This is a genomic window from Alteribacillus sp. JSM 102045 (assembly GCF_041949975.1).
GTDB lineage: Bacteria > Bacillota > Bacilli > Bacillales > Marinococcaceae > Alteribacillus.
Genome location: NZ_JBHFQG010000007.1, coordinates 17,381 through 29,814, shown reverse-complemented (window position 1 = coordinate 29,814; position 12,434 = coordinate 17,381). Strand labels below are relative to the sequence as shown.

Genomic DNA, 12,434 nt, shown 5'->3' with positions numbered 1-12,434 from the left:
TCCTGGATCTCTCTTGCTATGGCACCAAACCCCTTTCATGAAGCCCATGTTATCTTATTTGCTCCCGTTTAGGGTGCTAAGAGTCTTCCTTAGTTACCGTTCATCGTTTCATCTTTCTTTCTCCTTTCTCAGGCTTCAAGAATCATGATTGGCGAAGGACTAACTGAGCGAATGCTGAATAAGAGAGGTAGGGTACCAAAAAAGGAGCCATTATTCCTCCATAACGGCTCCTTTCTCCTTATATATTTAAGTAATCCACATTTACTTCGATAATTTCTTCAATTTCTGCTGTGCCAAACTCGTCTTCCACTTCTCCCTTTAAAGAAAGCTTAAGGCGATCAGCATCTTCAGAAAAATGAATCTTATAATAATGCCTGTTTTTTTCCTTTTGTCCCGGCTTAAGAGTTGTTTGCATCAGATTGGCATTTTCTTTTTCCACTTTTTCAACAGTTACTGCATCGTCAATAACATTTCCTTCTTCATCAAGGACCCATATCTTGATGAAGTTTTGCGTGTGGGTCCATTTTAAGTTTGTAGTATTGTTGGGGTTTTCAACGAAAGGGTGGACATAAACTACAGATTCTTCAGGGTTTGTATACTTCAGCCCAATTTCTACTCGTTCTGTCAGCTGTTTGTATTCGTGACTGTAGCTGGGAGTAACAAAGAAATAAGCAGTCCCAAAAACGCAGGCCAGTATAAAAACCGGCAGCGTCCATTTTAAATACTTTTTAACATTCATACTCCCCAACACCTTTATAGGAAAATTAGCATACCAAATAGTTAATATATACCTATATATTATAAAGCAGAGCCCAACATTACAAAATGATCCCAACCAAACCGTTATACAGTCTTAACCCTTTTGTCATATATGTGAAAAAACATTAAAACTGCCAATATTTTTAACTGAGTTTTTTGAAAAAAGGGATAGATCTGCTTGATGTTTGGTCTCAACAAAAATGAACAGACCTTGATGCTTTGGGTGCCGAGCTTGTTTCTCTTCATACTCGCAGGGACATGCAAAAAATCCAAAGAATACGCAGGGAGCACTTTAAATGGTTAGATGACTTTCCACACTGGAAGGTTGTTGTAGCAGGCGGTATCAATAAAAAGACTATTTCTGATATTGTGCTCTGGAAGCCAGAGATATTAATAGTTGGAGGGGCAATCACAGGAGCAGATAACCCTTAAAAATCTACAGCAAACCTAAAGAGGGTGATGAGTTCATGAGAAATGTTTCAGAAGTGAAAACAGTAATAAAAATTGTGGATAAGAAAGAAATTAATCAAGAAGCGGATAAATTAATAGGGATGGTCACTTTTTTATTTTTGGCGAAGGGCGCTCTGGGTTGGCAGGAAAAATCTTTGGTATGCGTTTCATGCATAGCGGCTTGTTCGCCGCACGCCGATCTTGAATAAATAGGTTAGAGAATTTCTTCATAGGGAGATAACTTTCCTATGATTGATGCAAACATGTTTTCACTACTGAATCCATCCCTGTGGAGTTCTTAACCACAGGGATGTTTCACATGAAACATTATGAAAGGGAATGGACTTCTACAGCTTGTATCAAACCTTCAAGTACGCGGTGAAAATGAGGACACAGCTCCCTGCAGCGTTCATAGCCGCAGTCCGGCGTTTGGCCAGCTGTGTTGCGCCAGCTGTAAGGACTTGCTCTTCTAGCATCCGTTCGCATAAATCATCTAAATTTTTTTGGATATCCGGCAGCATTTTGTTGGACTAAGTGTCATTTATTTGCTTTAATTTATAGTTCTACTTCAAACAATATATCGGTGACAGCTCTGAAATAACCTGCGTTTTCACTCGGGTTTCCATAGCCGTTATGAGAGGAATTTTCCCTTGTTTTACCCACATGCTATCCTTTTAGAAAGTACTTTTGGTGAAACCGCTTTACAAGTGTTGTGATTTCTATTGTCATACAGAACCCTGCATTACTTCTTTTATTTTTATCAACCTTCATTTCATTTGTAAGATAGATAGAAGTCGAGTCTTTACGGCTCATCAATTGGTAAGTTCTCTTTAAATTCCCAAAAACCTGGTACATTTTCTACTTCAAAGGTAAAAATGCTCTCCATGCATTTCAGCCGCAGTACCTGCCTTAAATCTTCTCTTTCTTTGTAAGATGTTTGCTGCAGAGATTTTTGAATAAAAGGCTCAAAATGTTCGACTACTTGAGCCAAAGCATCACGATTATGCTCTCTTGCTTCTAAAGTTAGTGTGTAAACATTAACCATCGTCATCTTCCTTTCTTTTTTCCGGCCGAAAAAAAGAGGAATGCAGTTGTTGAAGAGTGAAGGACATATGTTCCATTCTTCTTTCAAAACGAAACAATAGATAAAAAGTAACCACAACCGGAAAACCGAAATTTGCAAGCAGTTGAATAAACTCAGTAGCGTTTGTAAAAGCCATCATGACGTATTCCTCCTTTTCATAAAAGCTCTCATTTTATCAAGAGAGGTTTTTCGAGTTTTAAAAACAGCTTGCTGGCTAATGTGAAGGTGCTCCGCTATTTCTGTGTCTTTCCATCCCTTCACATAACTTTTTTCAAGGATATCTTTTTGGTAATCAGTAAGTCTTTGATAGGCCATAAATAAATCGTCCTTGCCAATCATGTCTTCTAAGCGTTCACCATTTTCCTCAAAAGATTCTTCGAGAGCCTCCTCTCGGCTTATTACATCAAGAAGATAGGAGGGCTCGTTTTCATCGAAAAAGGATTGGTCCAGAATTAATGGAAATCTTTTATTTGATTTACGAATGTGCTGGTCATACTGGATGGCGTGCCAGTGCAGCGTTTTTAATATATAAGACGTGAGCTTCATATTACCGAAATGGTACCGGAAAGCTTTGTCCAATGCTTCTTCATTTGTTTCATTTGGTTGACAGATAGCATGTATAAAGAGTTGCTTGTTTTCTTTATCGATTAAAAAACGTTGAAGGACGGAGCAATTGCATAATCGCTTATTGTGTCTTAAAAAACTGTCGAGGCGCGGACATATGCCATTTAAGTCGGAAATTATTTTAGTCATGCTAAGCCTCCCTTCTGTCCTTGTACTTTCAATAGTCAAATTCATGTTAAAAAAACAACCACAAACACGAACGTTTGTTCTTATATTTTAAACAATAAAGGAAATAAAATGCAAAAGGTAGTTATGTATTTACGAAAAAACACAATTTCTTCCTGATTGCTTAGACCTATATTTAAGAACAAAAAAACCGTTCCCAGGTATAGGAACGGTAAATCGCTAAGTGGTCGATTCCGCAGAGTGCTGATTTGATTTTTCAGCAACCAAAAAGATGGAGGCAAGGACAAGTGTCACACCGAGCACCTGCCATAGGTTAAGCGTATCTCCAAATAAGGTTATACCCACTGTGATCGCAACAACAGGTTCTATCGTTGTTAAAATGGAGGCCCGGCTGGATTCAATATAGGTTAAACCAGCGGTATATAATATGTATCCAAGTACTGTTGCTATAATGGCAAGGCCAAGAGAAGCCAAAATAACTTTCGTATTTAACATTTTGTTGAGGTCTCCGGCTAACCCGCCAGCAGGAATCATAAGGAGACTTGCAGAAATAAAAGAGTAAGCGGTAATCGTCATGGAGGAATAGCGGCTGCTAACATATTTTCCAAAAATACTGTACAACGAATAAAAAAATCCAGATCCTATTCCGGCAGCGATTACAAACCCGGAAACGTTTGTTTGAAAGGCTGGAAGCAGACCTACAGTAAATGCACACCCCGTAATCGTAAACAAGAGAGATAGCATTTTACGTTTAGTAAGCCATTCTTTAAATAAAAACCGCGATATTATAGTCACAAATAATGGCCCTGTATAAAGCAGGACAACCGCAAGAGAAACTGTTGCTTCTTCCATGACAGTAAAATAACACCAATTAAAAAATACAATGCTGATAATGCCAGTTCCAATAAAAAATGGGAAATCTCCTAATTTAATTTTTAAATAGGAAGGTTTGAAAACAGCCAGATATCCTACAATTAAAATCACTGAGAAAATAGCACGAATCGCTACCGTCTGCCAGGGGGTAAAGCCAGCATCATAAAGAACCTGTACAAATATTCCGATCAACCCCCACAAAGCTGCCCCAGCTACTGCACATAAATATGCTTGTTTACGTGACATTTGAGCTTCTACGTCCTTTCGCTAATCTCGAACTAATCTTCTCATATCCTTAAAAAAAAGGAAATCCATAACAGTAAAAAACCTCCTTGTGGAGGATTGAAGCCTTCGCTTCCTTCTAGTAGTTTATTAGGAGAAACTTTTGTCATTAAGCTGTTGAAGAAAACATGGTGCCTTCTTGTTTTATCAGGGGAGATACATATATTAAACAATCGGTGGTGGTTTCGTGTCTCGTATATTAAAACGGTATGATTGGATAATGCTGATCACGGCATTTTTATTAATTAGTTTTGGCCTTGTGATGGTTTATAGTGCCAGCTTCCCTCTTGGGTTGGATATGGCAGATGATGCCTTTTATTTTGTGAAAAGACAGTTATTATGGTTAATGATTGGTTTCTTTCTCTTTTTCATTATGCTTCATTTTCCGTATCGTTTATATATGAAGCTGGTCCCTTTTATTGTTGGCCTTTCTGTTGTTTCTTTAATACTTGTTATTTTAATTGGCACCAATGTCAATGGAGCACAGCGTTGGCTGTCATTAGGCCCTCTTACAGTCCAGCCCTCTGAATTTGTGAAAATCTCTGTCATTTTTTATTTATCCTATGTCTATTCTAAAAAACACGAATATATTGATCAATTTATAAAAGGAGTACTTCCTCCTTTGATTATTGTGGTGTTTATTTTTATTTTGATTATGCTTCAGCCTGATCTAGGTACCGCCACGACGATTTTGCTCGTAGGAGGCACCATAGTTTTTTTATCCGGAGCCCGCTGGCGTCATCTAATTACTTTAGGAGTGCTGGCCACCCTGGCAGTAACATGGCTTGCTTTTCAAGCTCCCTACCGGATGCAGCGCCTTGTTGCTTTTAGAGATCCGTTTGAGTATGAAATGCAAGGAAGCGGCCATCAATTAATTCAATCCTATATTGCAATGGCGCATGGAGGTGTAACAGGAACGGGATTAGGGCAAAGTGTTCAAAAAATGCACTTTCTCCCTGAGCCGCACACGGATTTTATTTTTGCAGTGATTGCAGAAGAACTTGGGATATTTGGGATGCTTTTTATTATTGCCTGCTTTATGGTGATTTCTTATCGAGGATTTATTGCCGGGATAAAGTGCCAGCGCTTATTTGGTAAGCTTTTAGCTTTTGGGATTGTTTGTTTTCTATTGTTTCAAGCGTTATTTAACCTTGCTGCAGTCAGCGGTTTGATGCCGATCACCGGGATTACGCTTCCGTTTATTAGTTATGGGGGGTCTTCTTTATTAGTATCTATGATTTCGCTCGCCATATTAGGAAATATAGCCAAGGAAGTAAAGCAGCAAGAATTAACACAGAAAGATGCTTTTAACACTCAAGAACAGTCAATCAAGGCTTAGTTTTAGACCTCATCTTTAAGGAAATGCTTTAAAAGGTGGGGTCCTATTTGTATAAACAAAAATATTGAAGCATCCGAGATAAAATGATATGTTTTAAATACGGGGTAGGTGTATATTTTAAAGAAAGGGGTATATAGATGAGATGGAAGAACATACTCATACTAACCAGAAAAACACGGTTCAGCCTAACAAACAGCAGCTCTTAAATAGATTAAAAAGAATTGAAGGACAAGTCAGAGGAATACACAATATGGTGGAAAATGACAGGTACTGCGTTGACATCTTAAATCAAATAGCTGCTATTCAATCTGCGATGAATAAAGTGTCGCTAGCTTTAATGGAAGACCATACAAATCATTGTGTTGCTAATGCGATAAAAAATGGAAACGGAGAAGAATCCATCGAAGAATTAATAGAATTAATGAAACGAATGATAAAATAAATCATTTTCTTAACTATACCCTGCCGGTGTATTGTATAATGAATTTAGACAGATGAAGGAGGAATACGGTTATTATGAAAACAGAAACGTTAAACGTTCAAGGAATGTCCTGTGGTCATTGCGTCAAAGCAGTAGAAGGAAGTGTTGGAGATTTAGATGGTGTATCTAAAGTGAAGGTAAACCTGGAGCAGGGTACAGTAGATGTAGAATATAATACTGAAAAGACATCCCATAAAGAGATTGTAGAAACGATTGATGATCAAGGATATGATGTTAAAGAATAATAGAATCCTACTATATGGGTTCTATATTTTTTAATAAATATATACACCCATAGGGTATAAGAATGTTTGTGATTACCTTACAGTAAAGGAGGGAATAAAATGGCTCATCAAGAAGAAACCACTTTACAAATCTCTGGCATGACATGTGCTGCCTGTGCTGCTCGTATTGAAAAAGGGTTAAAAAAAATGGAAGGTGTGCATGATGCAAATGTAAACCTTGCCATGGAACGGTCTAAAATACAATACGACCCAGAACAAACGAATGTAAATGAGTTTGAAGAAAAAATACAAAACCTTGGGTATGAGGTCGTTCATGAAAAAACGGAATTTGATATTAGCGGCATAACGTGTGCTGCATGTGCAAACAGAGTTGAAAAAAAGCTGAATAAAATGCCGGGAGTTTCAGAGGCTTCTGTTAATTTTGCTCTCGAAACAGCCTCGGTTGAATATAACCCTAACAATGTATCGCCTCGCGAAATGATAGAGGCTATTGATAAAATAGGCTACTCGCTTCAAGAAAAAACAGACGAGACTGCCTCAAAGAAAGATAAAGCAGTACAAAGACAAACCGTAAAATTTATTGTTTCGGCTATTCTCTCTTTTCCCTTATTTTGGACGATGGTAACCCATTTTGAAAGGCTTTCGTTTATTTGGATGCCGGATATTTTAATGAACCCTTGGATTCAATTCATTCTAGCGACACCTGTTCAATTTATCATTGGCTGGCAGTTCTATGAAGGAGCCTATAAAGCACTTCGCAACAAAAGTGCGAATATGGATGTACTGGTAGCAATGGGTACTTCAGCAGCTTATTTTTACAGTGTCTATTTAGGGTGGTCATGGCTGAGTAATGGCGGAACTGGCATGCCGGAGCTTTATTTTGAAGCATCAGCTATTATCATTACCCTTATTGTGCTAGGGAAATTATTTGAAGCACGTGCAAAAGGGCGGACCTCCCAAGCTATTCAAAAACTTCTTGGTCTGCAAGCGAAAACGGCCGTTGTAAAACGGGATGATAAGGAACAGGAGATTCCAGTTGAAGAAGTTATACCAGGTGATATCGTCATTGTGAAGCCAGGCGAAAAGATTCCTGTAGATGGAGAGGTCCTTGAAGGTAAATCGGCAGTTGATGAATCCATGTTAACTGGTGAGAGTCTGCCGATTGACAAAGGAACGGGAGACGAAGTGATTGGAGCGACTATTAATAAAAATGGTGTATTACAAATCAAAGCATCAAAAGTTGGAAAAGATACGGCATTGTCTCAAATTATAAAAGTAGTGGAAGAGGCCCAAAGCTCTAAAGCTGATATCCAGCGCCTTGCTGACCGCGTCTCTGGAGTATTCGTTCCAAGCGTGATAGGAATAGCAGTATATACTTTTATTATTTGGATAACCTTTGTAACCCCCGGGGAGTTTGGCAGTGCGCTGATCCCGATGATTTCTATTCTTGTAATAGCTTGTCCTTGCGCGCTGGGGTTGGCCACCCCAACTTCCATTATGGCAGGGTCAGGCCGTTCTGCAGAAATAGGAGTTCTCTTTAAAGGCGGGGAGTATCTTGAAAACACCCAGAACATTCAAAGCATTGTTCTTGATAAAACAGGAACTGTTACAAAAGGGGAACCAGCACTCACGGATGTAGTTCCGGCTGAAAATTGGACGGAAAATGACCTTCTGCAGCTGGCTGCTTCCGCAGAAAAATCTTCTGAGCATCCTTTAGCATTAGCAATAGTAGAAGGGGCAAAAACGAAAGAAATTTCCTTGGTGGATGCAAAAAACTTTGAAGCTGTGCCTGGGCATGGAGTTCAAGCAGTAGTAGAAGGAAAAACAGTACGAATTGGAACTCGAAAATGGCTGGAGAAGGAAGGCGTCGTTTTAAACAATGTGGAAGTTTCCCTGCAAAAATTTGAAGAAGAAGGAAAAACCACAATGCTTGTTGCGGCAGATGATACATTTGCAGGTATTATTGCTGTAGCTGATACAGTGAAGGAAACTTCTAAAGAAGCTGTTCAGCGATTAAAAGAAGCTGGGCTCGAAGTACTTATGCTGACCGGCGATAATACGAGAACTGCGGAAACGATAGCGCGGAATGTGGGCATTGACCATGTCATTGCTGAAGTATTGCCGGAGCAAAAAAGTGACGAAATCAAAAAATTGCAAGAACAAGGGAAAAAAGTGGCAATGGTCGGAGACGGCATTAATGATGCACCGGCTCTCGCGACTGCAGATATTGGCATGGCTATCGGTACAGGCACTGATGTAGCGATTGAGGCTGCTGATATTACTCTAATGCGCGGCGATTTAAATAGTGCAGCAGATGCAGTATTAATGAGCAGAAAAACTATGACAAATATTAAACAAAATCTATTTTTTGCTTTCATTTATAACACATTAGGCATTCCGATTGCCGCGATTGGTCTTCTCGCTCCCTGGGTAGCAGGAGCCGCCATGGCTTTTAGCTCGGTTTCTGTTGTATTGAATGCGCTGCGGCTTCAAAAGGTTAAACTCTCATAGAGATCTAAAACCTCGTTCACTTTAGGTGACGGGGTTTTATACGTTTCTAAATTGAAAAATATGGTAACTTATAAAAAAGGGAGGTGTCTGTGTTGAAAGCGAAGATACGTCCGATGGTAGAGGCAGATATTAAAAACGTACAGCATGTGGCATGGACTTCCTGGCATGACACATACGAAGGATTAATTCCGGAAGAAGTTCAGGATCATTTTCTAACAAATGCTTATTCAGATGAAAGAATGAAACAGAGATTGGATCATTGCTTGTAGCAGAAGTTGGGAAAGTTATTGCTGGATTTGCAAATTTATCGCAGTCTGGCAGAGCAAAAGAATATGAAATTTCCGCTTTATACTTATTACCAGACTACCAAAACCAGGGGATAGGAAAGATGTTATTAAACGAGCTGGTAGATATGGTACCTCAGGGGCAAACGATTACATTGATTGTGGAACGCGATAATAAAAAGGGAAAAATTTTTATGAAGCCAACGGTTTTGAGGTCACAGAAAAATTCGAGGAGCGTTTTGCAGGCACTGCGCTGCGGACTAATGCGTTTATTTGTAAAATAGATGTAAGTAACCATTTACCCATACCAGACCAGGCAAATGGTTACTATTTTTATACTTCAGAAGGTTACGAAAGACAGAGGATAGAATATTGGTAAAAGGGTAAAGAGAAACAGAGGAATGATAGTAAGGAGGCTGACAGCAAATATGAAAAAATTAATTAATAATCCAGAACAAGTGGTAGATGAAATGCTTGATGGTATTATAACTGCCCATCCAGAAACATTAAAAAGATTACCAGGGCTGAGTGTTCTGGTAAGAAAAGAGGCGCCTATTAAGGGAAAAGTAGGACTGGTTAGCGGCGGCGGCAGCGGTCATGAGCCGGCCCATGCTGGATTTGTAGGTGAACACTTGCTCGATGCAGCGGTTGCTGGTGAAGTGTTTACCTCTCCGACTCCCGATCAGATTTTTGAAGCCATAAAAGCAGTTGATGGCGGTGAAGGGGTTTTGCTTATTGTAAAAAATTACAGTGGCGATGTCATGAATTTTGATATGGCTGCCGAAATGGCACAGGCAGAAGGAATAGAAGTCGAACAAGTTATTGTTCGAGATGATACGGCAGTGGAAAACAAAGAAGATCGGCGAGGGGTAGCTGGAACCATTTTTGTCCACAAGATAGCCGGACAAGCTGCATCTGAAGGGAAAAGCTTAAAAGAAGTGGCACAAATAGCTCAGCATGCCATCAAAAATCTCCGCTCCATGGGGGTATCTCTAAGTCCCAGCACAGTTCCTGCTTCCGGACAACCAGGGTTTACGCTTAAAGAGGATGAAATACAAATAGGGACGGGTATCCACGGGGAGCAGGGAATGGAACGTACATCACTTAAGCCGGCAGATCAAATAACGGAAGAAATCATGAAAAATATACTTAATGAGTTACAATTTGTGCCGGGTGAAGAGGCAGCTGTGATTACAAATGGCCTCGGATCTACCCCTCTTATGGAACTGTATATTGTCCATCGAAAAGTGGCTGCATTGCTGGAAAGCAAAAACATTCAATTGAAAAAATCATTGGTTGGAGAATATATGACGTCATTGGAGATGGCTGGCTGCTCCATTACCGTTTTAAAATTAGATAAAGACTTGAAAACATACTTAAATTAAGCAACAGGAGGGAGCTCTTATGCAGTTGACAGTAGAAGCACTTCAACAATGGATCATTACAATAAATAATAAGATACAAGAAAACAAGGAGCATTTATCCGAGCTTGACCAGTCGATCGGGGATGGAGATCACGGACATAATATGGCGAGAGGTTTTCAAGAAGTGGTTCATAAAATGGAAGCCGCCAGCTATGAAGAAACTGGAAGTCTTTTCAAAGAAGTTGCTATGACCCTTATTTCAAAAGTAGGTGGTGCTTCAGGTCCTTTATATGGCACTGCTTTTTTAAAAGCGTCTGACCAGTGGAAGGAACGAACCACAGTAGATCAGCAAGCTTTAGCAAAGGGAATGGAAGCTGCAGTAGAAGGTATTAAAACACGGGGCAAAGCCCATGAAGGTGACAAGACGATGCTTGATGTGTGGGCTCCCGTTTTGGATTATGTTCAAAACAAACCAATAGAAAATGATTCATTAAAAGAAACAGCCAAACAAGCAATGGAAAAAACGAAAGGCATGACAGCCAAAAAAGGGAGAGCCGCTTATTTTAAAGAAAGATCGTCAGACTGTATCGACCCCGGTGCCTTTTCTTCTTATCTTATTTTCGAAGCATTAGCAGAATGCATGGTTGATGGTGGTGGTAGTGATGCCTAAGGTGAGTATTGTGGTTATTTCTCACAGCAAGCAGCTTGCTGAAGGTATTGTGGAACTGGTTTCTCAAACAAAACAAAAAGATGTCGTGGTAGCTGCAGCTGGAGGGACGGAAGAAGGCGAAATTGGCACCAGTGTTGAAAAAATTACCAACGCTGTTAACGAAGTGTATAGTGAAGCGGGTGTTTTATTGTTATTTGATTTAGGAAGTGCTTTTATGAACGCAGAGCTTGCTGTCGAAATGCTGGCTGATATGGAGGGCAATTTGCAAATTGCTGATGCACCAATAGTAGAAGGAACGTATATAGCGGCAGTAGAAGCCGGTATGGGACGTTCTTTAGAAGAAGTCAAAATAGCAGCAGAAAAAGCAAAGACATGGAATAAAACAAACGGCTGAAAAGACAAAATCCACCCATCGTCTCGGGTGGATTTTGTAATGCCTATTCTTTCATTTTAGGGTCGAGCGCGTCACGTAAACCATCGCCCATAAGATTAAACCCTAATACTGTGAGCATAATAGCTATTCCAGGAAAAAACACGGTCCAAGGAGCTTGCTGCAAGTACGTACGCGAATCTGAAAGCATTCTGCCCCATTCTGGCTGAGGAGCTTGAGCTCCAAGACCGAGAAATCCGAGAGCGGCAGCTTCTAATATAGCTGTAGCCACACAAAGTGTACCCTGGACAATGATAGGAGCCAAGCTGTTTGGCAAAATATGATGAATGAGAATTCTTCGGTCTCGCATGCCGATCGATCTCGCCGCCTGGATATAATCTTCTTCTTTCAACCCTAGCACTTTGGATCGGACAATTCTTCCAAACGTTGGCACATTAATAATAGCAATGGCTATTAAAGCATTCTGTAAAGACGGCCCTAGTACGGCAACAATGGCAATGGCAAGCAGAATGCTGGGGAAGGCCAGCATGATATCAAACGTTCGGGAAATAATAGAATCAAGCCATCGTCCGTAATAACCAGCAATGATTCCAAAAAATGTACCTATTACAACCGAGCCGGCAACAGCAAAGAAACCAACTGTTAATGACAGTTTAGCTCCATGCAGAATACGGCTCAAAATATCTCTTCCAAAGTCATCTGTACCCAGCCAATATTTGGAAGAAGGGGGCAGAAGACGATCTGCTGACTTTTGTTCATTAATTCCTTCGGGGGCGATCACATTAGCAAGAATTCCGAGGAGGATGAACAAAAAAACAATACAGGCACCCACTAAAGCAAGTCTATTTTTCTTAAATCCATACCATGTTTCCTTAAGGATGGAAGCAGATTCTTCTTTCTCTGATTCAGGTGATGGCGAAGGATTTATATCTTTCACTGGCTCCGGCATAG

The 12,434-nt window shown here is 40.0% G+C and carries 17 protein-coding genes; 11 read left to right on the top strand and 6 right to left on the bottom strand.

The window, feature by feature from the left end:
- Positions 1-238: 238 nt before the first annotated feature.
- On the bottom strand, positions 239-739 hold the full coding sequence (locus tag ACE1TI_RS06845; RefSeq protein ID WP_375006844.1) for a hypothetical protein: 501 nt from the start codon (positions 737-739) through the stop codon (positions 239-241).
- A 278-nt stretch (positions 740-1,017) separates the two neighbouring features.
- Between ACE1TI_RS06845 and ACE1TI_RS06840 the strand changes: the two genes are divergently transcribed.
- On the top strand, positions 1,018-1,191 hold the full coding sequence (locus ACE1TI_RS06840; RefSeq protein ID WP_375006843.1) for a hypothetical protein: 174 nt from the start codon (positions 1,018-1,020) through the stop codon (positions 1,189-1,191).
- A gap of 35 nt (positions 1,192-1,226) precedes the next feature.
- Positions 1,227-1,418, top strand: a complete 192-nt coding sequence (locus ACE1TI_RS06835) for a hypothetical protein (protein WP_375006842.1) — start codon at positions 1,227-1,229, stop codon at positions 1,416-1,418.
- A gap of 593 nt (positions 1,419-2,011) precedes the next feature.
- Here the strand turns inward: ACE1TI_RS06835 and ACE1TI_RS06830 are convergent.
- From ACE1TI_RS06830 to ACE1TI_RS06815, 4 genes are all read right to left on the bottom strand, one after another.
- Positions 2,012-2,254: a helix-turn-helix domain-containing protein gene (locus ACE1TI_RS06830; protein ID WP_375006841.1), complete on the bottom strand. Its 243-nt coding sequence runs from the start codon at positions 2,252-2,254 to the stop codon at positions 2,012-2,014.
- Positions 2,247-2,432 (bottom strand): YvrJ family protein, encoded by a 186-nt coding sequence (locus tag ACE1TI_RS06825; RefSeq protein WP_375006840.1) that lies wholly within the window; start codon positions 2,430-2,432, stop codon positions 2,247-2,249. Before ACE1TI_RS06825 ends, ACE1TI_RS06830 begins: the two co-directional genes overlap by 8 nt.
- On the bottom strand, positions 2,429-3,046 hold the full coding sequence (locus ACE1TI_RS06820; RefSeq protein ID WP_375006839.1) for a sigma-70 RNA polymerase sigma factor region 4 domain-containing protein: 618 nt from the start codon (positions 3,044-3,046) through the stop codon (positions 2,429-2,431). The genes ACE1TI_RS06825 and ACE1TI_RS06820 overlap by 4 nt, the downstream gene beginning before the upstream one ends.
- Before the next feature lie 216 nt (positions 3,047-3,262).
- A complete protein-coding gene (locus tag ACE1TI_RS06815) occupies positions 3,263-4,162 on the bottom strand; it encodes a DMT family transporter (RefSeq protein WP_375006838.1) in 900 nt (299 codons plus the stop codon).
- A gap of 223 nt (positions 4,163-4,385) precedes the next feature.
- Between ACE1TI_RS06815 and ftsW the strand changes: the two genes are divergently transcribed.
- The 9 genes from ftsW to dhaM all read left to right on the top strand — a co-directional run bounded on the left by ftsW (position 4,386) and on the right by dhaM (position 11,486).
- Positions 4,386-5,537, top strand: coding sequence for a putative lipid II flippase FtsW (gene ftsW / locus ACE1TI_RS06810; protein WP_375006837.1), 1,152 nt, complete (start codon positions 4,386-4,388; stop codon positions 5,535-5,537).
- Between the two features lie 142 nt (positions 5,538-5,679).
- Positions 5,680-5,979 (top strand): metal-sensitive transcriptional regulator, encoded by a 300-nt coding sequence (locus tag ACE1TI_RS06805; protein ID WP_375006836.1) that lies wholly within the window; start codon positions 5,680-5,682, stop codon positions 5,977-5,979.
- Positions 5,980-6,053: 74 nt separating this feature from the next.
- The gene (gene copZ / locus ACE1TI_RS06800) at positions 6,054-6,263 is read left to right on the top strand and encodes a copper chaperone CopZ (RefSeq protein ID WP_375006835.1); all 210 of its coding nucleotides are present in this window, start codon (positions 6,054-6,056) and stop codon (positions 6,261-6,263) included.
- 99 nt (positions 6,264-6,362) lie between these two features.
- Positions 6,363-8,774: a heavy metal translocating P-type ATPase gene (locus ACE1TI_RS06795; protein ID WP_375006834.1), complete on the top strand. Its 2,412-nt coding sequence runs from the start codon at positions 6,363-6,365 to the stop codon at positions 8,772-8,774.
- A gap of 92 nt (positions 8,775-8,866) precedes the next feature.
- On the top strand, positions 8,867-9,043 hold the full coding sequence (locus ACE1TI_RS06790; protein WP_375006833.1) for a hypothetical protein: 177 nt from the start codon (positions 8,867-8,869) through the stop codon (positions 9,041-9,043).
- Positions 9,034-9,342, top strand: coding sequence for a GNAT family N-acetyltransferase (locus tag ACE1TI_RS06785; RefSeq protein ID WP_375006832.1), 309 nt, complete (start codon positions 9,034-9,036; stop codon positions 9,340-9,342). The genes ACE1TI_RS06790 and ACE1TI_RS06785 overlap by 10 nt, the downstream gene beginning before the upstream one ends.
- A 144-nt stretch (positions 9,343-9,486) precedes the next feature.
- Entirely contained in the window at positions 9,487-10,443 is a 957-nt protein-coding gene (dhaK, locus tag ACE1TI_RS06780) for a dihydroxyacetone kinase subunit DhaK (protein ID WP_375006831.1), read from the top strand.
- A 19-nt stretch (positions 10,444-10,462) separates the two neighbouring features.
- Positions 10,463-11,092: a dihydroxyacetone kinase subunit DhaL gene (gene dhaL / locus ACE1TI_RS06775; protein ID WP_375006830.1), complete on the top strand. Its 630-nt coding sequence runs from the start codon at positions 10,463-10,465 to the stop codon at positions 11,090-11,092.
- Complete coding sequence (gene dhaM / locus ACE1TI_RS06770) at positions 11,085-11,486, top strand: dihydroxyacetone kinase phosphoryl donor subunit DhaM (RefSeq protein ID WP_375006829.1); 402 nt, start codon at positions 11,085-11,087, stop codon at positions 11,484-11,486. Before dhaL ends, dhaM begins: the two co-directional genes overlap by 8 nt.
- A gap of 43 nt (positions 11,487-11,529) precedes the next feature.
- On the opposite strand, the gene ACE1TI_RS06765 is transcribed toward dhaM, so the two are convergent.
- Positions 11,530-12,432, bottom strand: a complete 903-nt coding sequence (locus tag ACE1TI_RS06765; RefSeq protein ID WP_375006828.1) for an ABC transporter permease — start codon at positions 12,430-12,432, stop codon at positions 11,530-11,532.
- Positions 12,433-12,434: the final 2 nt, after the last annotated feature.

Coding starts and splice junctions, on each gene's coding strand:
- ACE1TI_RS06815 (WP_375006838.1), bottom strand. CDS start 4,162: ATGTCACGTAAACAAGCATATTTATGTGCAGTAGCTGGGGCAGCTTTG.
- ACE1TI_RS06820 (WP_375006839.1), bottom strand. CDS start 3,046: ATGACTAAAATAATTTCCGACTTAAATGGCATATGTCCGCGCCTCGAC.
- dhaM (WP_375006829.1), top strand. CDS start 11,085: ATGCCTAAGGTGAGTATTGTGGTTATTTCTCACAGCAAGCAGCTTGCT.
- ACE1TI_RS06805 (WP_375006836.1), top strand. CDS start 5,680: ATGGAAGAACATACTCATACTAACCAGAAAAACACGGTTCAGCCTAAC.
- dhaK (WP_375006831.1), top strand. CDS start 9,487: ATGAAAAAATTAATTAATAATCCAGAACAAGTGGTAGATGAAATGCTT.
- ACE1TI_RS06840 (WP_375006843.1), top strand. CDS start 1,018: ATGCAAAAAATCCAAAGAATACGCAGGGAGCACTTTAAATGGTTAGAT.
- copZ (WP_375006835.1), top strand. CDS start 6,054: ATGAAAACAGAAACGTTAAACGTTCAAGGAATGTCCTGTGGTCATTGC.
- ACE1TI_RS06765 (WP_375006828.1), bottom strand. CDS start 12,432: ATGCCGGAGCCAGTGAAAGATATAAATCCTTCGCCATCACCTGAATCA.
- ACE1TI_RS06825 (WP_375006840.1), bottom strand. CDS start 2,432: ATGATGGCTTTTACAAACGCTACTGAGTTTATTCAACTGCTTGCAAAT.
- ACE1TI_RS06795 (WP_375006834.1), top strand. CDS start 6,363: ATGGCTCATCAAGAAGAAACCACTTTACAAATCTCTGGCATGACATGT.
- dhaL (WP_375006830.1), top strand. CDS start 10,463: ATGCAGTTGACAGTAGAAGCACTTCAACAATGGATCATTACAATAAAT.
- ACE1TI_RS06830 (WP_375006841.1), bottom strand. CDS start 2,254: ATGGTTAATGTTTACACACTAACTTTAGAAGCAAGAGAGCATAATCGT.
- ACE1TI_RS06835 (WP_375006842.1), top strand. CDS start 1,227: ATGAGAAATGTTTCAGAAGTGAAAACAGTAATAAAAATTGTGGATAAG.
- ACE1TI_RS06845 (WP_375006844.1), bottom strand. CDS start 739: ATGAATGTTAAAAAGTATTTAAAATGGACGCTGCCGGTTTTTATACTG.